At 61.3% G+C, this 21,131-nt stretch carries 22 protein-coding genes; 10 read left to right on the top strand and 12 right to left on the bottom strand.

What is annotated here, in order from left to right; all coding sequences use genetic code 11:
* Nucleotides 1-2: 2 nt before the first annotated feature.
* The 3 genes from pcaH to pcaD are packed head-to-tail and all read right to left on the bottom strand — an operon-like array spanning nt 3 to nt 1,899.
* Nucleotides 3-743, bottom strand: a complete 741-nt coding sequence (gene pcaH, locus ACN0X0_RS03615; RefSeq protein ID WP_219785376.1) for a protocatechuate 3,4-dioxygenase subunit beta — start codon at nt 741-743, stop codon at nt 3-5.
* Nucleotides 740-1,120: a 4-carboxymuconolactone decarboxylase gene (gene pcaC / locus ACN0X0_RS03610; RefSeq protein ID WP_417262701.1), complete on the bottom strand. Its 381-nt coding sequence runs from the start codon at nt 1,118-1,120 to the stop codon at nt 740-742. Before pcaC ends, pcaH begins: the two co-directional genes overlap by 4 nt.
* Nucleotides 1,117-1,899, bottom strand: a complete 783-nt coding sequence (gene pcaD, locus ACN0X0_RS03605; RefSeq protein WP_417278041.1) for a 3-oxoadipate enol-lactonase — start codon at nt 1,897-1,899, stop codon at nt 1,117-1,119. Before pcaD ends, pcaC begins: the two co-directional genes overlap by 4 nt.
* A gap of 78 nt (nt 1,900-1,977) precedes the next feature.
* Here pcaD and ACN0X0_RS03600 point away from each other — a divergent pair, with 78 nt between their 5' ends.
* Nucleotides 1,978-2,895 (top strand): LysR substrate-binding domain-containing protein, encoded by a 918-nt coding sequence (locus ACN0X0_RS03600; RefSeq protein WP_417278040.1) that lies wholly within the window; start codon nt 1,978-1,980, stop codon nt 2,893-2,895.
* Nucleotides 2,896-2,900: 5 nt separating this feature from the next.
* Here ACN0X0_RS03600 and pcaF read toward each other — a convergent pair whose 3' ends face one another.
* Genes pcaF through ACN0X0_RS03585 form a run of 3 tightly spaced genes read right to left on the bottom strand, consistent with a single transcriptional unit; the run spans nt 2,901 to nt 5,524 of the window.
* On the bottom strand, nt 2,901-4,100 hold the full coding sequence (gene pcaF / locus ACN0X0_RS03595; RefSeq protein WP_417278039.1) for a 3-oxoadipyl-CoA thiolase: 1,200 nt from the start codon (nt 4,098-4,100) through the stop codon (nt 2,901-2,903).
* 12 nt (nt 4,101-4,112) lie between these two features.
* Complete coding sequence (locus tag ACN0X0_RS03590; protein ID WP_417278038.1) at nt 4,113-4,805, bottom strand: 3-oxoacid CoA-transferase subunit B; 693 nt, start codon at nt 4,803-4,805, stop codon at nt 4,113-4,115.
* Nucleotides 4,805-5,524 (bottom strand): 3-oxoacid CoA-transferase subunit A, encoded by a 720-nt coding sequence (locus ACN0X0_RS03585; RefSeq protein WP_417262706.1) that lies wholly within the window; start codon nt 5,522-5,524, stop codon nt 4,805-4,807. Before ACN0X0_RS03585 ends, ACN0X0_RS03590 begins: the two co-directional genes overlap by 1 nt.
* Before the next feature lie 106 nt (nt 5,525-5,630).
* Here ACN0X0_RS03585 and ACN0X0_RS03580 point away from each other — a divergent pair, with 106 nt between their 5' ends.
* Nucleotides 5,631-6,401 (top strand): IclR family transcriptional regulator domain-containing protein, encoded by a 771-nt coding sequence (locus ACN0X0_RS03580; protein WP_417278037.1) that lies wholly within the window; start codon nt 5,631-5,633, stop codon nt 6,399-6,401.
* An 8-nt stretch (nt 6,402-6,409) separates the two neighbouring features.
* Here the strand turns inward: ACN0X0_RS03580 and ACN0X0_RS03575 are convergent, their stop codons facing one another.
* The 6 genes from ACN0X0_RS03575 to ACN0X0_RS03550 form a co-directional block, all read right to left on the bottom strand.
* Nucleotides 6,410-7,003, bottom strand: a complete 594-nt coding sequence (locus tag ACN0X0_RS03575; RefSeq protein ID WP_417278036.1) for an energy-coupling factor transporter transmembrane component T family protein — start codon at nt 7,001-7,003, stop codon at nt 6,410-6,412.
* Entirely contained in the window at nt 6,997-7,674 is a 678-nt protein-coding gene (locus ACN0X0_RS03570) for an energy-coupling factor ABC transporter ATP-binding protein (RefSeq protein ID WP_417278035.1), read from the bottom strand. Before ACN0X0_RS03570 ends, ACN0X0_RS03575 begins: the two co-directional genes overlap by 7 nt.
* Nucleotides 7,674-8,222, bottom strand: coding sequence for a biotin transporter BioY (locus ACN0X0_RS03565; protein WP_417262710.1), 549 nt, complete (start codon nt 8,220-8,222; stop codon nt 7,674-7,676). Before ACN0X0_RS03565 ends, ACN0X0_RS03570 begins: the two co-directional genes overlap by 1 nt.
* A 222-nt stretch (nt 8,223-8,444) precedes the next feature.
* Nucleotides 8,445-9,707, bottom strand: coding sequence for an organoarsenical effux MFS transporter ArsJ (arsJ, locus tag ACN0X0_RS03560; protein ID WP_417278034.1), 1,263 nt, complete (start codon nt 9,705-9,707; stop codon nt 8,445-8,447).
* The gene (locus ACN0X0_RS03555; protein WP_417278033.1) at nt 9,707-10,729 is read right to left on the bottom strand and encodes an ArsJ-associated glyceraldehyde-3-phosphate dehydrogenase; all 1,023 of its coding nucleotides are present in this window, start codon (nt 10,727-10,729) and stop codon (nt 9,707-9,709) included. Before ACN0X0_RS03555 ends, arsJ begins: the two co-directional genes overlap by 1 nt.
* Before the next feature lie 9 nt (nt 10,730-10,738).
* Nucleotides 10,739-11,554, bottom strand: a complete 816-nt coding sequence (locus ACN0X0_RS03550) for an ArsR family transcriptional regulator (protein ID WP_417278032.1) — start codon at nt 11,552-11,554, stop codon at nt 10,739-10,741.
* Between the two features lie 274 nt (nt 11,555-11,828).
* On the opposite strand from ACN0X0_RS03550, the gene cydD reads away from it, so the two are divergent.
* The 8 genes from cydD to ACN0X0_RS03510 all read left to right on the top strand — a co-directional run bounded on the left by cydD (nt 11,829) and on the right by ACN0X0_RS03510 (nt 21,129).
* Nucleotides 11,829-13,532, top strand: a complete 1,704-nt coding sequence (gene cydD / locus ACN0X0_RS03545) for a thiol reductant ABC exporter subunit CydD (RefSeq protein ID WP_417278031.1) — start codon at nt 11,829-11,831, stop codon at nt 13,530-13,532.
* Nucleotides 13,525-15,150: a thiol reductant ABC exporter subunit CydC gene (cydC, locus tag ACN0X0_RS03540; protein WP_417278030.1), complete on the top strand. Its 1,626-nt coding sequence runs from the start codon at nt 13,525-13,527 to the stop codon at nt 15,148-15,150. Before cydD ends, cydC begins: the two co-directional genes overlap by 8 nt.
* Before the next feature lie 233 nt (nt 15,151-15,383).
* Nucleotides 15,384-16,985, top strand: coding sequence for a cytochrome ubiquinol oxidase subunit I (locus tag ACN0X0_RS03535; protein WP_417278029.1), 1,602 nt, complete (start codon nt 15,384-15,386; stop codon nt 16,983-16,985).
* A gap of 6 nt (nt 16,986-16,991) precedes the next feature.
* Nucleotides 16,992-18,155 carry a cytochrome d ubiquinol oxidase subunit II gene (gene cydB, locus ACN0X0_RS03530; protein ID WP_417278028.1) on the top strand — a complete coding sequence of 388 codons (1,164 nt, stop codon included), beginning with the start codon at nt 16,992-16,994 and terminating at the stop codon, nt 18,153-18,155.
* Between the two features lie 13 nt (nt 18,156-18,168).
* Nucleotides 18,169-18,291: a cytochrome bd-I oxidase subunit CydX gene (gene cydX / locus ACN0X0_RS03525; protein ID WP_219783664.1), complete on the top strand. Its 123-nt coding sequence runs from the start codon at nt 18,169-18,171 to the stop codon at nt 18,289-18,291.
* A gap of 212 nt (nt 18,292-18,503) precedes the next feature.
* Nucleotides 18,504-19,820: an NAD(P)/FAD-dependent oxidoreductase gene (locus tag ACN0X0_RS03520; protein WP_417278027.1), complete on the top strand. Its 1,317-nt coding sequence runs from the start codon at nt 18,504-18,506 to the stop codon at nt 19,818-19,820.
* Nucleotides 19,821-19,832: 12 nt separating this feature from the next.
* Complete coding sequence (locus ACN0X0_RS03515) at nt 19,833-20,195, top strand: DUF5368 domain-containing protein (protein ID WP_417262720.1); 363 nt, start codon at nt 19,833-19,835, stop codon at nt 20,193-20,195.
* 181 nt (nt 20,196-20,376) lie between these two features.
* Nucleotides 20,377-21,129 (top strand): glycosyltransferase family 2 protein, encoded by a 753-nt coding sequence (locus ACN0X0_RS03510; RefSeq protein ID WP_417262721.1) that lies wholly within the window; start codon nt 20,377-20,379, stop codon nt 21,127-21,129.
* The last annotated feature ends 2 nt before the right edge of the window (nt 21,130-21,131 follow it).

Raw genomic sequence — 21,131 nt, 5'->3', positions numbered from 1 at the left:
GATTACATGCCCTCCATCTTGTTTTCGAACATGGTCTGGCGGCGACCGCGCAGCACGATGTCGAACTTATAGGCGAGGAAATCGAGGGGACGCGATTTCGAGAAATCCAGCGGCGCGACAAGGCGGTCGAGCTGGCTACGGTCTTTGATCGTCGCGGCGATCGGGCAATGATCAATCAGCGGATCGCCCTCGAAATACATCTGCGTGATCAGGCGCTGGCCAAAGCTGTGACCATAGACCGAGATGTGGATGTGCATCGGACGCCAGTCGTTGGCGCGGTTCGGCCAGGGGTAGGCGCCGGGACGCACGGTCAGGAATTCGTAGTAGCCGTTTTCATCGGTGATCGTGCGACCACAGCCGCCGAAATTCGGGTCGAGCGGTGCGAAATAGGTGTCTTTCTTGTGACGATAACGGCCACCTGCGTTGGCTTGCCAAATCTCCACCAGCGTGTGCGGCACGGGGCGATTGTTTTCATCCAAAACCCGCCCATGCATCAGGATGCGCTCGCCCACGGCAGGGGCCGCGCCCTTGGTCCAGTTCAGGATCAGGTTGTTGTCCAAAGCACCGAGTTTGCCGTGGCCAAAGGTCGGGCCGGTTTCCTCCGACGGAGAGCTTTCCATCGACAAAAGCGGCAGGTTCGGCGAGCGTGCGACGGATGTTTTGTAATCGGGGTCGTATGGGGCCGGGTGAATCGCGCGGTTGCGCGGGATCAGCGGGCCCTGATCTTTGATCAGGCTGGTCATTGGGTCTCCTCCATTTCCGCATAGGTTTGTTTGGCGAGCTTGAGCGCATGGTTCGCCTTGGGCACACCGGCATAAATTGCGACGTGTTGTAACGCCTCCGCCACGTCGTCTTTCGTCGCACCCGTGCGCGCGGTGGCACGGATATGCATCGGAATTTCCTCGAAATTTCCGGTCGCGGCCAAAAGCGCGATGGTCAGCATAGACCGCTCGCGGCGCGAGATTTTGTCCGAGGACCACACGGTCCCCCAAGCGCCCTCGGTGATCAGGCCTTGGAACGGCAGGTCGAACTCGGACTTTGCGGCCTCGGCGCGGTCGACATGGGCATCGCCCAGAACCTCGCGCCGCGTTTTCATGCCTTGATCGAATTTCTCGCTCATGCCGCGATCCTTTCCACGAATTTCGTTAATGCCTCGGTAAAACCCTCCGGCGCCTCAATGGCGGGCAAGTGCCCGGTGGTCTCGAACATCACCAGATCGGCGCGGGGCAGGGCGCGGGCCAGTGCCTCGACCACTTCGGGCGGGGTCGCCAGATCGTGTTTACCACCAAACACCAGCGCGGGCTGGGTGATTTCGGAGAGGCGATCCGTGATGTCAGTGCCGGCAATCGCGGCGCAGGTGGCGATGTAGCCGTCCTGATCGGTGCGGGCCAAAAGCGTGCGCCACAGCGGCGCGGTCGGATGGGCGAGCATATCTGGGCCGAACCAACGCGGCAGAATGCCCTCGGCCATCGCCGCCATGCCGTTTTTGCGGATAGCTTCGATGCGGGTGCGCCAGCCTTCGGCAGCGCCCAGCATCGGTGCCGTGTTCGAGAGCACCAGCCCCGTGACCCGCTCCGGCGCCATGAGCGCCACATGTTGCGCGATCAAACCGCCGATGGAACAGCCGACCAAAATGGCGGTCTCAAGCCCCGTGTCATCCATCGCGGCGATCACGTCCTCTGCAAGCTCCGGGATGCCGTAGCCCTCAGGCGCGGTGTCCGACAGGCCATGCCCGCGCTTGTCCATGCGCAACGTGGCCCAGTTTTGCGGCAGCTGCGTGCAAACCGCGTCCCACATCCGCAAATCGGTGCCGAGTGAATTGATAAAGACCAAGGCAGGCCCAGTTCCGCCTTTGTGGCGGAGATGCATGGTGCCCCAGTCGCGTGTGAGTGCGTGCATTCTTCTCTTCCCTTTTCGTCAGATTGCCATAAGTATTTTGCCATGAAAAATACAATATGATGCAAAAAGCATAACCAAATGGATATACCAAACGGCATGAAACTGCGCCATCTGGAGGCGTTTCTGGCGGTGGCGGAGGCGGGCACGATCTCGGCTGCGGCGCGGGCGCGGAATGTGTCGCAACCGGCGCTGTCGAAAACCATCGCTGAACTAGAGGCGCAACTGGGCACGGAGCTCTTCACCCGCACCGGGCGGCAGGCGGTTTTGACGCCTGCGGGCGAGGCCTTTCGCCGCCATGCGCTGTCGTCCTTGCAAAGTCTTGAGGCCGGGGTTCGGGCGCTGACGGGCGGCGGGCGGATGGATGTGGTGAAAGTCGGTGTGTTGCCGACAGTGGCGAGCGGATTGTTTCCCGCCGTGGCGCTGGAATTTTCTAATTTGCGCCCGGACGCGCGCATCGCCGTCATCACCGGGCCGAACCGCTATCTGATTGATCGCATGCGCTCCGGCGGGCTGGACCTTGTGGTTGGTCGTATGGCACCCGCGCGGGACATGACGGGGCTGTCGTTTGAATATCTCTATGACGAAACCGTGCTTTTGGTCGGGCGCAAGGGTCATCCGGGGCTGGCGCTCTCGCCTGTCGAGGCGCTTCGGCGTTACCCGGTCATCCTGCCCAATCCCGGCTCGATCATTCGCCAACAGGTGGTGCAATATCTCATCGCGGCGGGGCTTGATGAGAGTGTGGATGTGCGCTTTGAAACCGTGGCGCGACCCGTGGGTCTGCCGCTCGTGGAGCGTTCCGACATGCTCTGGTTCATCTCGCGCGGTGTGGTCGAGCGCGAGCTCACCGAGGGGCGTCTAGCAACGCTCGATCTCGGTGTGGATTACATGACGGGGGCGGTGGGGTTGACGCGGAAATTCGATTTCACGCGAGACAGTCCGGCGGATTTTCTGGCCAGCCTGTTGCATCAGCGGGCGAAGGAGTTCTCCGCCCGCTGAAAGAGTTAGATGGCTTCAAGCGCAATCGCGATGCCTTGACCGACGCCAATGCACATGGTCGAGAGCGATTTTTCCCCCGGTTTCAGCTCCAACATCGCCGTGCCGGTGATCCGCGCGCCGGACATGCCCAGAGGGTGGCCGATGGAGATCGCGCCGCCGTTCGGGTTCACACGCGGGTCGTCGTCGGCAATGCCCAGATCGCGCAGCGTGGCGAGGCCCTGCGAGGCGAAGGCTTCATTGAGTTCGATCACCGCGAAGTCTTCCTGTTTGAGGCCGAGACGGGCCATCAACCTCTTCGACGCGGGCGCCGGGCCAAAGCCCATGATCCGCGGCGCCACACCGGCGGCGGCCCCGCCCAGCACTTTCGCAATCGGTTTCAGCCCGTGCTTTTCAGCCGCCTCCTTGGAGGCAAGGATCAGCGCCGCAGCCCCATCGTTCACACCCGAGGAGTTGCCCGCCGTCACGGTGCCGTCGGCTTTGACGAAGGTCTTGAGCTTTTGCAGCGCCTCCAACGTGGTGGACGGGCGCGGGTGCTCGTCTTCGGACACCACAATCGGATCGCCTTTGCGCTGCGGGATGGTCACCGGAACAATCTCTTTTGCCAGACGGCCATTGGCCATCGCAGCGCCCGCTTTTTGCTGCGAGCGCAGAGCGAAAAGGTCCTGATCCTCGCGGGAGATGTTGAAATCCTCCGCGACGTTCTCGGCGGTTTCGGGCATGGAATCCACGCCGTATTGCGCTTTCATGAGTTTGTTGACAAAGCGCCAGCCGATGGTCGTGTCATAGACCGTATTCGCCCGCGAAAAGGCGGTTTCGGCCTTGGGCATCACGAAAGGCGCGCGGGACATGCTTTCGACGCCGCCCGCCACGATCAGATCGGCCTCGCCCGCTTTGATGGCGCGCGCACCTGCGATGATCGCATCCATGCCGGAGCCGCAGAGCCGGTTCATCGTCGTGCCCGAAACCGTCTCAGGATAGCCCGCCAGCAACAACGACATGCGCGCCACGTTGCGGTTGTCTTCGCCCGCTTGGTTGGCGCAGCCAAAAATCACATCGTCAATCGCCGCGAGGTCCATGGACGGGTTGCGTTCCGCCAAGGCTTTCAACGGGATAGCGCCCAAATCATCGGCCCGCACAGAAGACAGCGCGCCGCCGTAACGGCCCACGGGGGTGCGGATATAGTCGCAGATATAAACGTCGGTCATCACAGGTCCTCCTTACAAATCTTGCGGGACAATCAGATCGGCCACGTCGCCCTCGGTGTGAAGCGTCGCGCCGGTGACGGCTTGCAGCGCTTCCATCGAGAGGCCGGGCAGTTTTTCACGCAGAATGAACTTGCCACCCTCGATGTCGATCACCGCGAGAGAGGTGTAAACACGGGTCACACAGCCGACGCCAGTGAGCGGGAAGGTGCAGGTCTCGACCAGCTTAGGCCCGCCATCTTTCGTGACGTGATCGGTGACCACGGCCACACGTTTCGCACCATGCACCAGATCCATCGCGCCGCCGACGGCAGGTACGCCCTTGGAGCCGACGCGCCAGTTGGCCAGATCACCGTTTTGCGCGACCTGATAGGCGCCCAGCACGGCGAGGTCCAAGTGACCGCCACGCACCATCGAGAAACTGTCGGCATGGTGGAAAAACGACGCGCCCGGATTGAGCGTGATCGCTTTTTTGCCGGCGTTGATCAGGTCCCAATCTTCTTCGCCCTCTTTCGGCGCTTTGCCAAAGCCCAACACGCCGTTTTCGGTGTGATAGGTGACATCGCGGCCTTCGGGCTGGAACTTTGCGATCATCTCCGGGAAGCCGATGCCGAGGTTCACATAGGAGCCGTCTTCGATGTCTTGCGCGGCGCGCCATGCGATTTGGGCGTTGGAGAGCTTGTCTGCCATAATGTTGAAATCGGACATCAGTAGACCACTCCCGTGCGCACGAGCACTTCTTCTTGTTGAGGTTGTGCAACTTCGACGATGGCGTCGACGAAGATGCCGGGGGTGATGACCTGTTGCGGATCAATCGACCCGGGCTCGCCCAGCTGGGACACCTGCGCGATGGTTTTCGTGGCGGCCATGGCCATCAGCGGGTTAAAGTTGCGGCCCGCCATGCGGTAGGTCATGTTGCCGACCGTGTCGCCCAACTGGCCTTTGATCAGCGCGAAATCGGCCTTCAGCCAGCCTTCGCGGACATACATTTTTCCGTCGAACTCTTCGGTTGGCTTGCCTTCGGCCAGTTCGGTGCCAAAAGACGTGGGCGTGTAAAACGCCGGGATGCCTGCCCCTGCCGCGCGGATGCGTTCCGCAAGCGTGCCTTGCGGCACCAGTTCCAACTCGATCTCGCCTGCGAGGAATTTCTCGTTGAACGCCTCGGCGTTGGACGAGCGCGGGAAAGAACAGATCATTTTCTTGACCATGCCCGCCTTGATCATCGCGGCGATGCCGATGTAGCCGTTGCCCGCGTTGTTGTTGATCACGGTGATGTTTTTCGGGCTGCCGGTGGCGCGGAAACGGTCGATCAACGCGTGAATGAGCTCGATCGGCGCGCCGGAGCCGCCGAAACCGCCGATCATCACCTGTGCGCCATCGGGGATATCCGCGACCGCCTCGGCCACGGTAGAGATGGTTTTGTCCATGAGATCCTCCAAATTATGCGTTTGGATGTAGACCTCCCTTTGGGGGACGACGAGTCATTTTGTGCGCATCTTGACATTTGTTCGGATGTTGCGAAAAGTCGTTCGCATGGTGAACAAAGTGACGAACAAATCCTCCGATACCATCTCATCTTTGGCGAAAGGCCTGCGGGTTCTCGAATGTTTCGGAGCGCAAACGCCGAAGCTGTCGATCACCGATGTGTCCAAAATGACCGGGCTTGACCGGGCCACCTCGCGGCGCTGTCTTTTGACGCTGCACGCGGAGGGCTATGCGGATTACGACGGCAAGTTTTTTACGCTGACCCCGCGCACCTTGCGGTTGGGGATGGGGGCGATCTCGTCCCTGCCGCTGCCGCAGATCGTGCAGCCTTGGCTCGATCAGCTCACCGAACAGATCGGCCAGAGCTGTTCCGTATCGATCCTCGACGGTACCGAGATTGTCTATCTCGCCCGCGCGGCGCAAAAGCGGGTGATGTCCATCGGGTTGATGCCCGGCTCGCGTTTGCCGGCGCATTGCACCTCGATGGGACGCATCCTGTTGGGGGCTTTGCCGGTCGAGGACGCCCGCGCGATTGTCGAGGCCTCGGACCTCTCGCCGCGCACGAAGTTCAGCGTCACCGACCCGGACGAGGTCATGAAGCGCATCGAGGAGGCGCATGCCCAGGGCTATGCGATCATTGATCAGGAGGTGGAGATCGGGCTGCGGTCTCTCGCTGTGCCGCTGGTGGATGGGCATGGTAAAATCGTCGCTGCGCTCAACACCGGCATGGCCGCGACGCAGGACAAGGCGCAGGCGTTGGTGCCGATCTACATGCCGAGACTTTTGAAAGTGCAATCGGGGCTGAGGCGGGTCCTGTAAACGGGGCTTTAATCAAGAGAGCGCGCGGTGATCGCCTCGGCGACCTCATCGGCGGTCTTGAGCGTGCGCACGACCAAGGGCACGAGCAAAGCCAACATGTTGCGCTCCAGCCCGCGCGCGCGTTGTGCTTCGCGGACCTCGTCGAATTGCGCGCGGATCAGCGGGATGAACCGCCAGACCAGAGACATGGCGAGCGCGATCTTGTCCTTTGGCACCCAGGCGGGGGCACGGGACAAAAGTGCCATGATGCCCTCGGTGAACTCGCTGGCGCGGGTCGTATAGGTCACCAAAGCGGCGGCCATCAGAAGCGCCATGAGGCGCAGGGTGACGTAAATCGCCATCGCGATATCGGCGAGCCAGAGCTGGGCGGCGAAGATGATCACGAGGACAAAGAGGGCAGGACGGATTGCGGTCAAGGCGTCGCGGGGGCTGAGACCGGCTGCGCCATAGCCAAGCGCGACGAGCAAAATTCCGACCGTCAGCACAACAGGATGCGTCACGACAAAAAGCGCCGTGCAATAGAGAAACAAAAGCGCCAGTTTCCACGCCGGGCGCGTGCGGTGCAGCAGGCTGTCGCCGGGGATGTAGAGGTCCGTCAGCATCCGCCCAAGTCTTCGCAGAGTTTCCGGTAGGCGGGGATGACCTCTTCGGGGGTGCCATCGGCGTAGATGCCGCCTTCCGCGATATGCAGGACACGGTCAAACCCCGCGAGCAGATCGAGATCATGCGAGACCACAACGGCGGGCTGGGGCAGGGTGTCCAGCACGCGCATGAATTGCATCTTGTTGCGCAGGTCCAAAAGCGTGGTCGGTTCGTCGAAGACGATCATTTCTGGCTCAGTGACCAGTACGCCCGCGAGCGCGACCATCTGCTTCTCGCCGCCGGAAAGTTGGTGCGTCAAACGACCTTTGAGATGGGTGAGCGACAGATCGCTGAGCACGCGTTCGATGCGCGTGGTCACTTCGGCTTTCGGCAATTTTCGGGATTTGAGGCCAAAGGCCAGATCTTCCTCGACCAACGGATAAACGATCTGGTTGTCGGGGTTCTGGAACATAAAGCCGACATGGCGACGCAGGTCGTCTTCGGTGTCAGAAAACCGGACCGTGCCGGAAGTGGGTTTCTCCAACCCGTTGAAAAGCCGGAGAAACGTGCTTTTCCCGGAGCCATTGTTGCCGATCACGCCAATGCGGCGCTCGGTCAGCTCCAGGGTGATCTCCGACAGGATCTCGCGCGTGCCTTTGGTCACGGAGACCCTGTCGAAATGCATGGACATCAGGCGGCTTGTCCGATGATCGGGTAGGATTTCTTGACCGTGACCATGACGGCAGCGGCGACCAGCGCCTTGACGATGTCGCCGGGGATGAAGGTCACGGAGCCCATGAAGGCCTTGGTGAGCGGCACACCCGCCATGAGGCTGATGCCCGGAATGCCGATGGCGTAAAGCACGCCGATGCCGCCGACCACACAGATCAGCGTGGCGGAGACGAAAGACAGCCCGTCCCAGTATTTCTCGGTCATCCAGCCGATCACGAAAGCGGCGACGAGCCAGCCCAGAAGGAAGCCTGCGGTCGGGCCGAAGAACACCGAAAGTCCGCCGCGACCGCCGGACAAAAGCGGCAGGCCGATGGCGACGAGCACCAGAAGAAGAAGGATCGCCAAGCCGCCCCGTTTCGCGCCCAAGACGCCGCCTGCGAGCATGACGCCCAAAGACTGTGCCGTGATCGGCACTGGCAAAATCGGCAGGGCAATCGGCGGGAATACGGCCATTACGGCGGTCAGGGCCGCAAACAAAGCAATCAAGGTGATGTCGCGCGTGGTCATGGGATCTCCTCCACAGAGTGCCGGTTTGGATCGGCTACATAGCTTTGGCGCAGAGTGATAAGCGTCCGCTTCACCTTTGGTAAACCCCCTTTTTCGACAGGTTTCAGTTTGCTTTGCAAAATTGCGGAAAATCTCTGCAAAACCGGCTTTGAGCGTGCGTGGCTGCAAAGTTATGCAAGAATTTTCCCATATTTTCAGACCTTTCGGTCAAGTTTTTAGCTGTCAATTGGACGAATGTCGATCCAAGCCGCGCGCGGAAAAGTAGCTGAGACCCGCCATGACGCCGGCAGTGGCGAGGCAAAGCCAAAGCCCGCCCAGTTGATAAGACAGCCCGGACAAAAGCGTGCCCAAAAGCCGCCCCGCCGCATTGGCCATATAGTAGAAGCCCACATCCATCGTCACGCGGTCCTCACCGGAGAAGGCGAGGATGAGGTAGGAATGCACCGAGGAGTTCACGGCAAAGACAAAGCCGAAGAGCAAGAGCCCCGCGACCAAGGAGATCGTCAGCCAAAGCGTTGGTGCGCCTGCGATCAGAGCGAGCGCGGCCAGCACAAAGGGGATGGGCGTTAGAAGCCCGACCCATTTGACGGCCATCCGCGCACCGGCCGCGTCGTCTCCGGCGGCGCCTTTGAGGAACTTGGGCGCGATGCCTTGGACAAAGCCGTAGCCGATGATCCAGAGCGCCATGAAGGCGCCGACGATGAAAAACGCCTGCCGTGCGCCTTCGGGGGTGCCGTCGGAGAAAATCGCTTTGAAATAGATCGGGATGCCGACGACGAACCAGACATCGCGCGCGCCAAAGAGGAACATGCGGGCGAGGGACAATTGGTTGATGCGGCGGTCCTTCGACCAGATCGCGGAAATCTTTGTGCCTTTCTTGCCGGTCGGAAGGCCCTTGGGCATGAAGACCGCGACCGCCACGAGGGTCACGGCGAGGATCACAGCCATGCCCCAGACCGCCGCTTTGAACCCAGCGAGTGCCAAGAGAACCGCACCAAGGAAAAAGCCCAATCCTTTGACCGCGTTCTTCGATCCCGTGAGCACGGCAACCCATTTGAAGAGGCTGCCGTCGCCTTTGGGCGCAAGGGTTTTGACCGCCGATTTCGACGACATTTTCGCGAGGTCTTTGGCGATGCCCGAGGCGCCTTGTACCGCCATGACGTAGATCACGGAGGCCGACACCGACCACGCAGGATCAAGACCTGCGAGGGCGGCGAGGGCGCCGATCTGGATGACAAGTCCCGCGTAAAGTGTTGAGGTCAAACCGAAACGTGCCGCCAGCCAGCCTGCGGAGAGGTTGGTGACGATGCCTGCGATTTCGTAGAACAGGAACAGATACGCCAGTTGGATCGGCGAAAACCCCAGCCCGTTGAAATGCAACAGCACCAGCATCCTGAGCGCACCGTCAGAGAGCATGAAGGCCCAATAGGCCGCCGTGACGGCCATATAGGCGCGTAAGGGATTTTCCGCCGTTGCTGTGGTCATCACATGGCACTCGCAACCATGCGGGCGATGTCCGCGAGGCGGCAGGAATAGCCCCATTCATTGTCATACCAAGCGTAGATTTTCACCTGCGTGCCGTTGATCACCATGGTCGATTGCGCGTCGACGATGGAGCTGCGCGGGTCGTTGACGTAGTCGGTCGACACCAAGGGGCGCGTCTCAAAGCCGAGGATGCCATTGAGCGCGCCTTCGGAGGCCGCCTTGAACAGCGCGTTGACCTCGTCGGCAGTGGTTTCGCGCTCCACTTCGAACACACAATCGGTGATCGACGCATTGAGCAAAGGCACCCGCACCGCATGGCCATTGAGGCGACCTTTCAGCTCGGGGTAGATCAATGTGATCGCCGTAGCTGAGCCCGTGGTGGTCGGGATCAGGTTCATCGAAGCGGCCCGCGCGCGGCGCATGTCCTTGGCGGGGCGATCAACGATGGTCTGGGTGTTGGTCACATCATGAATCGTCGTGATCGAGCCGTGCTTGATGCCCAGATTTTCGTGGATCACTTTGACCACTGGCGCGAGGCAATTCGTGGTGCAGGACGCCGCCGTCACCAGATCATGCGTCGCCGGGTCGTACAGATCGCTGTTCACGCCGTAGACAAGGTTCAACGCCCCGCCGTCTTTCACCGGCGCTGAAACGACCACCTTTTTGACGCCCGCCTCGTAATAGGGCGCGATGCGCTCGGCGGTTTTGAAGTAGCCCGTGCAATCGATCACCAGATCGACGCCCAACTCCGCGAGCGGCAGGTTCTCGATCCGCGCCTCCCGCGTCAGCAACATGTGCGTGCCGTTCACGGTCAGACTGTCGGCATCATGCGAAATCTCCGCGCCCCAACGCCCGTGCACGGAATCGAATTCCAGCAACAGCGCATGCTGTTCCGGGTCGCCGGCCAGATCGTTGATCAACACGATGTTCTCACCCAGCCCGCGATCAAACAGGTCGCGCAGCGCGAGTTTCCCGATGCGGCCCAGGCCGTTCAGGGCAATTTTAGGGGCAATGTTCGCCATGATAAATCCTTAGATGTCAGAGAGATCGTCGATCTTTTGTTGCAAAGACAGACGGTCGAGTTTTTCAATGGGAAGCGCGGTGAAGACCTCGATCCGGCGGCGCAGCGCCTCATAGGTCTGGGCAAACGCCAAGGCACGTTCGGCCTCCGATCCGGTGGCTTTCACCGGGTCCGGCAGGCCCCAATGCGCGCTCAATGGCTGGCCGATCCACGGCGCGCACTCCTCGCGCGCGGCCAGATCACAGACGGTGAAGGTGAAATCGAAGGCAGGGGCGCCTTCGCCCTGAAATTCGGCGACATCCTTCGGGTGCAACCCGGCAGTGAGATGCCCGTGACGCTCCAAAAGCGCGCGGGTTTGTGGATTGATTTCCGAGCTCGGGCGGGTGCCTGCGGAAAACGCCTCGAACCGTCCGGCGCCCAGTTTATTCAACAGAGCTTCGGCCATGATTGAGCGCGCGGAATTGCCAGAACACAGGAACAGCACCCGGTAGGGCCGCGTGGCGCGCTCGGGCAGGGCGTTCAGACACATCTCGGGCCGCCCGCGACAGCAATCGTTGACCAGATAGGCCACCAGCCCGTCGCATTGCGCCATGTCCATGGCATAAAACAGTGACCGCCCCTCGCGCGTCGCGGTGATCAGCCCGGTGTGCAACAAGTCAGAGAGATAGCCCGAGAGCGTGTTGGGTTTCATCTCCAGCGCTTCGGCGATTTCCGTCGGACGCACGGGGCGCGGGGCAAAGCGCATCAACAGCCGAAACACCGAAAGACGTCCGGGATGGCCGAGGGCGGCAAAGGCTTGGGGCGCGCTGTTGGTGTCAAAGGGCATGGGCGACTCGCTTATTATTCGATGATTCGTGAATAATGGAAATAAATCCATCTGCCAAACCGAGATCCACGAGATCTGCGTGAAACTTTCATGACAGGCGCCACGATCCCGCCGTGATGCAGCGACAAGGTGAGACACCCCGCCGCAGAAAGGCCGCTCATGGACGGCATACGATTGCATCCCATGTCGCAACGTGCCAGCAAAGGGCAGATCTGTAAAAACAGCACACAGCCTGTAAAACACAGCCTTTAAAGCACAGCGGGATCACACGCGCATGACACGACCAAAGAAAAGCCGCACGGTCGCGCCGGAGCGGCAGAGGCTCAAGACGCTCTTGGCCGGGGAAAGCCGTGCGATCAAGCTGGCGTCTTACATGACCGCTTTCTCGGCGCTGTTGTGGTTGCCGCAGGCGGCGTTCGTGGCGGGGGTGTTTGCGCGGCTTCTGACGGGCCAGGGTGGTGTCACGGTTCTAACGGGCGTGATCGCCTTTCTGGGATTCGCCGCGCTGCGTTTGATGCTCAATTATCTCGCCGAAGGTCTGTTGTTCCGTGCGGGCCAGAACATCGTCACCCAAACGCGGCAAGAGATTTTGGCGCGTGAGGCCAATAGTCTCGGCACCTCGCCCTTGGGCGGTCCCGGGGCGCTGGCGGCCTTGGCGGGCGAAAAACTCGACGCGCTTTTGCCCTATATCACCCGCTACGCCCCCGCCCAGACCCGCGTGATGACCGTGCCCTTCGCGATCCTCGCGCTTGCCTTTTGGCAAAGCTGGGCCGTGGGGTTGGTCTTTGTCATTGCTGGCCCTCTGATCCCGCTTTTTATGGCGCTGGTGGGCTATGCCGCCAAGGAGGCCTCCGAGCGCCAGATGCAGGAAATCGGCTCTCTGGGCGATCTACTGGTCGACCGGCTGGCCGCGCTCTCTGACATCCGTCTCCTGGGGGCCGCCCCGCGACTGATCGCGCGCTTTGAACAGGCCGCAGACGATCTGCGCGACCGCACCATGTCGGTTCTGCGCATCGCGTTTCTGTCCTCGACTGTGTTGGAATTGTTCGCCGCTCTGGGCGTCGCCATGGTCGCCGTCTGGGTCGGGTTTTCGCTTTTGGGGGAGCTGAGCTGGGGCGCCTATGGCGGCGGCATCACGCCTTGGGGCGGGATTTTCCTTTTGCTTCTGGCACCCGATTATTTCCAGCCGTTGCGCGACCTCTCTGCCGCTTGGCATGATAAGGCGGCTGCGCTGGCCGTGGCGGGTGAATTGGACGCGTGGCAGGCCCATGAGGCAGAGACGCTTTGGGGCACCGGCGACAAGGTCGCGCCGCTCGCCGGGCCCGCCCATATCCGTACCTCGGGTCTTTCGGTGACGCGGGGCAGCCGGGTGATTGCCTACCCCGATGCCGAAATCCCCCCCGGCGCGCGGGTGGCGCTTTCCGGTCCATCAGGGGCAGGTAAAACCACGCTCTTGCGGTTGTTGGCAGGGTTGGAACGCCCGAGCCGCGGCACTGTCGAAGTCGCGGGGCAGGCCTTGTCCGACGACACCGCCGACGCCTGGCGCGCGCGCCTTGGCTGGATGCCTCAGGCGCCGATGTTTCTTGGCCGCTCGCTGCGCCACAACATTGCTTTCGGGGCGCCTTTGAGCGCCGAGTTGATCTCTGACGCGGCCCTGAAACAGGTGCTCGCAGCGCTGCCCAAGGGCGATTTGATCGTTTTGGGCGAGACCGGCGGCGGGCTGTCGGGCGGCGAAGCGCGCCGCGTGATGCTGGCCCGTGCTTTGGCCGCGCGGCCTGACGTGGTGCTGGCGGACGAACCCACGGCGGACCTTGATCATGAGACCGCGGACCGGGTGACCGAGGCGCTTTTGGCGCTGGCGGATCGCGGGGCGACTTTGATTGTCGCCACTCATGATGCGCGGCTCATCGCCCGGATGGATCAGGTGATCGAGATCGCGCCGGAAACTGCGCCAGAGGGGGGACGTGCCCATGTCTAAGCTCTGGCATATCTTCCGCCTCATGATGCAGGGCGAGCGCAGATCTTTGCTGCGCGGGCTGGCGCTGTCCGCGCTGGTCCTGATCATGGGCGCATCTCTTTTGGGCCTTTCGGGCTGGTTCATCGTCGCGGCCTCTGCCGCTGGTTTGATCGGGACTGGTGCCGTCTTCGACGTGTTCCGTCCCTCCGCCATGGTGCGGTTTCTGGCGATCACCCGCACGGCAACCCGCTATGGCGAGCGCGTGCTGACCCATGATGCGACGCTTCGGGCGCTGGCCAAGCTAAGGGTTACGCTTTTGGCGGCGCTCTCGACCCGGTCGCATGATCGTTTGATCCGGCTCCGAGGCGCGCAGGCGCTCAACCGGATCGTGGCCGATGTCGATGCGCTGGACGGCGTGCCCTTGCGGTTGTTCCTGCCGCTGATCGCCGGCGGCGCGACTCAGGTTCTGGCGCTCGCAGTGCTATCCTGGCTTGTGGATTGGCGCGTGGCTGTGGCGATTTTCGGGATTTTCACTCTTGGCGGTCTCGGCGTCGTGCTTTGGGGCGTGCGTCAGGCGCGTGTGCCCTCGCGTCGCGCGGAAAGTGCCGCGCAGGCCTTTCGGGCGCGCTTCATTGATCTGGTGACCACCCGCGAAGACCTCGCGCTCTACGGACAATTGCCGGATCAGCTTGCGGCCTGTCGCGACGCCGAGACGCGGCGTCAAACGGCGGCCACAACAACCGATCTGCGCGAGCGTCAGGCAGGCGCCGCGCTCATGGTCGTCTCTGCTTTGGCGGCGGCCTCTGCGCTTTGGATCGGCGGCACGCTGGCGGCGGCTGGCGAGATCACGCCAGCGCGTGCGGCCATCGGGTTTTTCACGGCGCTGGCACTGATGGAAACCGTGGCCCCGCTGCGGCGCGCGGTGGCGGAGATCGGGCGGATGATTGGGGCCGCGCGTCGCGTGACGGCGCAGACCGAGATGCCGGACCAGCCCGACGCTTTGCCTTGGCCGCAGGGGCCACAGAGCCTGACATTTTCTTCCGTAACCTTCGCGCGCGGCACGGCGCGGCCGGTGCTATCCGATTTCAATCTATCGGTCGCCGCCGGGGAATGGGTTGCCCTCAAAGGCCCATCGGGTGTTGGCAAAAGCACGGTTTTGTTGCTCGCTGCCGGTGCTCTGCGTCCTGTGAGCGGCAAAGTCTCCCTAAACGATCAATCCGTTACGGATTTTTTACCCGGCGCCACCACATTGGTCGGGCAACGGGCATCGCTGATTCAGGGGACGATTGCGGAGAACCTGCGACTGGCGGCGCCGGAAGCGACGGATGCGGCGCTTTGGGCGGCACTTGCGGCCACGGCTCTGGACAAGGTGGTCGCGGGCAAGGGCGGGTTGGACGCGCGTTTGGGGCCACGGGGCGCGGGGCTTTCGGGGGGAGAAACCCGGCGTCTGGTTTTGGCGCGGGCGATTCTGCGGCAGCCCTCTGTCTTGCTCTTGGATGAGCCGACCGAGGGGCTCGATACCGCAACCTCAGACCGGGTGCTGGCGGGGATTCGTGCGGCTTTGCCTGAGGCTGCGGTGTTGATCGCGGCGCACCGCGCGGAAGAGCAGGGGGCGGCGGACCGGATTTTGTCGCTCTGAGAGAGAGGACAGAAGAGTTGGCCCTCACGCGTAAGTGAACGCAAAACACCCCGATCAGCGGGGGGGCGCGCCGCCATGTCGCGGTCACAATAAGATATATCTATAATATTGCATTTATTGACTTGGTTATTTTGACCTGGGTCAAAGTACCCAAACCTGTGGCGTCTTACATCGAAGCCGCAAACATGCATCTGCGAGACATCTTTATTCTCGCGCAAAAGGAGCAAGGGAACATGGAGTTCGGACTAGTTGAGCTGTCGCGCCTGCAATTCGCGATGACAGCCATGTACCACTTTCTCTTCGTGCCGCTGACGCTTGGTCTGTCGATCATCGTGGCGATCATGGAGACGGTCTACGTTATGACCGGTCGCCCGATTTGGCGACAAATGACGAAATTCTGGGCCACGCTGTTCGGGATCAACTTTGTGCTGGGGGTCGCGACGGGGATCACGATGGAATTCCAGTTCGGCATGAACTGGTCCTACTACAGCCACTACGTCGGCGACATCTTCGGTGCGCCGCTGGCCATTGAGGGTCTCATGGCCTTCTTCATGGAAGCGACCTTTGTCGGGCTGATGTTCTTTGGCTGGGACAAGCTGTCGAAAGTGGCGCATATGATCGTCACCTGGCTTGTGGCCATCGGCTCGAACTTTTCCGCGCTCTGGATTCTTATTGCAAACGGCTGGATGCAGAACCCGGTGGGGGCCGAGTTCAACCCGGATACCATGCGGATGGAGATGACCAACTTCTTCGAAGTGGTCTTTAACGAAGTGGCTCAGGCCAAATTCGTGCACACTGTGTCCGCTGGCTATGTCACTGCCTCTGTCTTCGTGCTGGGTGTCTCTGCCTGGTACTTGCTCAAAGGGCGCCACACCGAGTTGGCCCGTCGCTCCATCGCGATTGCGGCCGCCTTTGGTCTGGCTTCGGCCTTCTCCGTTGTCATTCTGGGCGACGAGTCGGGCTACAACGCCACGCATACGCAAAAAATGAAACTCGCAGCCATCGAAGGCATGTGGGAAACCCAAGACGCCCCGGCCTCTTTCACGCTGGTCGGCATCCCGGATCGTGAGGCGCGTGAGACGCATTACGCCATCCACATTCCTTACGCGATGGGTCTGATCGGCACGCGGTCGCTGACGCAGGAAATCCCCGGCGTGGATCAGCTTGTGGCAGAAGCCAATGAGAAAATCCGTTCGGGTATCATTGCCTATGATGCGCTGATGACGATCCGTGCTGAGCGCGATGCGACACCCGCCGAGGTGCGCGCCACATTTGAGGAACATTCCGCCGATCTCGGTTTCGCCATGCTTTTGAAGCGCTATGTCGAAGATCCGCGTCAGGCCACCGACGAACAGATCGCCATGGCCGCCGATGACACCGTTCCGGGCGTCGGGCCGCTGTTCTGGGCCTTCCGGATCATGGTGGGGCTGGGCTTTAGCTTCATCGCGGTGATGCTCTACTTCTTCTACCGCACCTCGTTCAAAGGCATGCAATACCCGCGCTGGGCGCTGCGTGCTGCGGTGATCATCATTCCGGCGCCGTGGATTGCCGCCGAGCTGGGTTGGTTCGTGGCCGAATTCGGGCGTCAGCCCTGGACCGTGGACGGCGTCTTGCCGACGGCCCTGTCGGCCTCGCATCTGTCGATCACCGATCTGCTGATCACGCTTGCTGGCTTTGTGATCTTCTACTCGGTGCTCTTCATCATCGAGATGAGCCTGATGGTCAAATATATCAAAAAAGGCCCCTTTATGGATGTCGAGGAAACGGATGTGTGGATGGACCGCCATGCCGAGCGCCTCAGCTCCAACGATCCGGCCCTCAAACCTGCGGAGTAACCTACGATGATCCTGCATGAATTCATGACTTTCGAAGTCCTTCGCGTGATCTGGTGGTTGCTTCTGGGCGTCCTTCTGATCGGGTTTGCGCTGACGGACGGGTTCGATATGGGCGTGGGCGCGCTTCTGCCCTTCGTCGGCAAGACCGACAAAGAGCGCCGCATCGTGATCAACACCATCGGCCCGATTTGGGAAGGCAACCAGGTGTGGTTCATCCTGGGCGGGGGCGCGATTTTCGCCGCCTGGCCGATCCTCTACGCGGTGTCCTTTTCGGGGTTCTATCTGGCGATGTTCCTCGTGCTGGCGGCGCTGATCCTGCGTCCCGTGGGTTTCAAATACCGCTCCAAACGCGAAAGCGCGCGGTGGCGGAACAACTGGGACTGGGCGCTTTTCGTGGGCGGTGCGGTTCCGGCGCTGATCTTTGGTGTCGCCGTGGGCAATGTGTTGCAAGGCGTGCCGTTCCACCTGACCCCGGATCTGTTGATGCCGCGCTATGATGGCAATGCGATCATGAAGCTTCTGGGCCTTTTGAACCCCTTCGCGCTTTTGGCCGGTGTGGTGTCGCTCTCCATGCTCTTGATGCATGGTGCGGCCTGGCTGGGCCTCAAGACCGAAGGTGTCGTCCAGAAACGTGCGCAGACTTACGGCACTGTTGCGGGCATCGTGGCCGCCGTTTCCTACGCCTTGGCCGGGCTTTGGCTGGCCATGGGCATCGACGGCTACCAGATCGTTGGCGAGGTCGTGAAAGACGGGCCAAGCAATCCGCTCTACTCCGAAGTGACTCACGGTGGGTCCTGGATGCAGGCCTATTCCGACCGTCCGTGGATCGTGATCGCGCCGGTGATGGCCTTTATCGGCATCGCCATGGCGGTGATGGGGCTGCGCAAAGGCAAAGAGGTCTCGACACTTTTGTGGTCGAAACTGGGCATCACCGGGATCATCTCCTCGGTCGGCCTGACGATGTTCCCCTTCATCTTGCCCTCCACCGTCGATCCCAACAGCTCGCTCACCGTCTGGGACAGCTCAAGCTCGCACCTGACGCTTTTCGTGATGCTGATCTGTGCGATCATCTTCATGCCGCTTATCCTCGCCTACACCTCCTGGGTCTACAAAGTGCTCTGGGGCAAGGTCACCGAGGATGAGCTCGACAACAACGCTCAAAGCTACTGAGAAAGGACCGATTATGTGGTATTTTGCCTGGATCCTTGGTCTTCCGTTGGCCGCCATGTTCGCTGTTCTCAATGCGATGTGGCTTGAAATGCGCGAAGATGCGCGCCTCGCAGACGAGCACGACAACCAACCCTGAGACACCGCCTGACAAAAGGTCGGCAAGGTCATTCGACCTGACCTTGCCGAACCCGCTTTCGTCCCTTCAGGTGGCCTGCTCCGGGGAGAATGTTCCACCGTCCCCGGAGCGCCTTACATCCAACTGTTCCGCCCTCTGGCGGAATTTTCCGCACCAAATGCATTCAAACATATGCATAATAATGTTTGATTTGCGAAGAAATGGAGAGAGACATGAACTCACCCAATTTCCCACAGATCGGCCGCCGGGGGTTCCTCGGCCTAGCCGCAGGGGCCACGGCACTCGCAGCCACCTCTGGCGAGGTCCGTGCCGCCAGCATTCCGACCAAGGCCAAGATCGTCATCATCGGCGCAGGCGCAGGTGGCACCGCTCTGGCGAACCGCCTCGTTGAGCGCCTTGAAGGCGCCCAGATCACTTTGATCGACCCGCGCAAAGAGCACCTCTACCAACCCGGCCTGACCCTCGTCGCCGCCGGTCTCAAGCCCGCCAATTATGTCGTGTCCGAGACCACCGATTGGCTGCCGAAAGGTGTCACGCTCATTCCCGAAAAAGCCGCCGCTATTGACCCCGTCGCGAAAACCGTTTCGACCGAGGGTGGCCAGTCGCTCTCCTACGATTTCCTCGTCGTGGCCCCCGGCCTGATCCTTGATCATGACGCCATCGAAGGGTTCTCCCTCGATATGGTCGGTGGAAACGGCATCGGCGCGCTCTATGCTGGGCCGCAATATGCCGCAGCCACTTGGCAAGCCGCGTCGAAATTCGTTGAGGAGGGCGGTCACGGCATTTTCACCCGTCCCGGCACCGAAATGAAATGCGCCGGTGCGCCTTTGAAACACACCTTCCTGATTGATGACCGTCTGCGTCGCGCGGGCAATCGTGGCAAGGCGGAAATCACCTATGGCGCTCATGACGGTGCGCTTTTCGGGGTGCCGATTGTGTCTGAGAAAGTCCGCATGCTGTTTTTAGACCGCGAGATCGCGCCGGTTTACCAGCACACGGTGAAATCCATTGATGCAGGCGCCAAACGCGTGACCTTCAACACCGCCGAGGGCGATCAGGAGATGGACTATGACTACATCCACCTCATTCCGCCGCAGCGCGCCCCTGAGGTGATCCGCCAGTCCGGCCTGTCCTGGGCCGACAAATGGATGGATCAGGGCTGGGTCGAATGCGATATGGCGACGCTTCAACACCTGCGCTATCCGGAGATCTGGGCGCTGGGCGATGTCGCCGGTGTGCCAAAGGGCAAAACCGCAGCCTCCGTCAAATGGCAGGTGCCGGTGGTCGAGGACCAGATCGTCTCCGCCATCGCAGGTACTGAGCCGACCGAGACCTATGGCGGTTATACCTCCTGTCCGATGATCACCAAGATCGGCCGCGCGATGCTGGTGGAGTTCGATTACAACAACAACCTTGTGCCGTCCTTCCCGGGCATCATCCCGCCGCTCGAAGAGCTTTGGATTTCCTGGCTGATGAAAGAGGTTGCCCTCAAAGCCACCTACAACGCCATGCTGCGTGGCAAGGCCTAAGGAGATAGCGACATGAAAGATCTGACTTTTTCGACCCTCATCGCCGTTTTCGAAGAAATTTTCGGACGGGGGCTGTTCTGGGCCATGGTGATCATCGCTGCCGTGGTGACGCTGGGCTATCTTTACGTGCTGATCCGGGATCGTGCGGTGAGCTGGCGCAAATTCCTCTGGGCGCAGCTCTCCATGCCGGTGGGCGCCGTTTTGGCCGTCTGGTTCGTCATGGCGATGACGCATTCGGCACCGTCTGACATCGGCGGCGCGGTGGACCTCATCGTGTTCCTGGGCGTGGCTGTGATGGGCGCGATCGGCATGGCGATCCTCGTTTACACGCTCGAGTCCCTCGTCAAACCGCCGAAAGCCAATCGCGAATCCTGAGGCCGTTTCGTTCCGAACGCGCCAAAGGGTGGGCGCCCCCGGTGTGCGGACCGGGGGCGTCTCTTTGTGTAAAGGGTGGCTTATTCCCGCGCCAATGCCATGGTGTCCCCGGCGTTTTGCTTTACATCAAGAGGCGGCTCCGGTAATCGCGGGGACGAAAAATAAAGGGTACGACCGGCATATGTGCGACACGTCCATCATCATTCCCTGCCGCAATGAGGCGGAAAACATCGGCGCTTTGCTCGATGAGATCACCGAAGCCTGTGCCAATATCGGCCCCTTCGAAATCATCGTGATCGATGACGCTTCCGATGACGGTATGGCCGATATTTTGGCTGGGCGCATGAGCGTGATGCCGCATCTGCGGGTGATCCGCCATGATCGGTCTGGCGGGCAATCCGCAGGCGTCCACTCCGGCGTGCGCGCCGCGCGTGGCACGGTGTGCTGTACATTGGATGGCGATGGTCAAAACCCGGGCACCGAAGTGCCCAATATGATCGCACCGTTTAGCGGTCCGAATGCCGCCAATATTGGTCTCGTTGCCGGTCAGCGTGTTGGGCGGCAGGATACGTTCTCGAAGCGTTACGCCTCGAAATTCGCCAATGCTCTGCGGGCGAAAATCCTCAAAGACGGCACGCGCGACACGGGCTGCGGGCTCAAGGCGTTCCGCCGCGACGACTTCCTGAACCTGCCCTATTTCGATCACATGCACCGCTATCTTCCGGCGCTGTTTGCCCGCGATGGCTGGGAGATCGCCCATGTCGATGTCTCGCACCGCGCGCGGGGCGGCGGTCGATCGCATTACTCGAACCTGCAACGCGGGCTGGTGGGGGTGGTCGATCTCATGGGCGTGGCCTGGCTTTTGAAGCGCCGCAAGAAATCGCGTCCGACCGAAGTCACGTCGCCCGCCAACTCGGCCCGCACGGAGGGCTGAAC

Source organism: Celeribacter sp., from assembly GCF_048270365.1.
Classification (GTDB): domain Bacteria; phylum Pseudomonadota; class Alphaproteobacteria; order Rhodobacterales; family Rhodobacteraceae; genus Celeribacter.
This window is presented reverse-complemented; position numbering and strand designations above follow the sequence as displayed.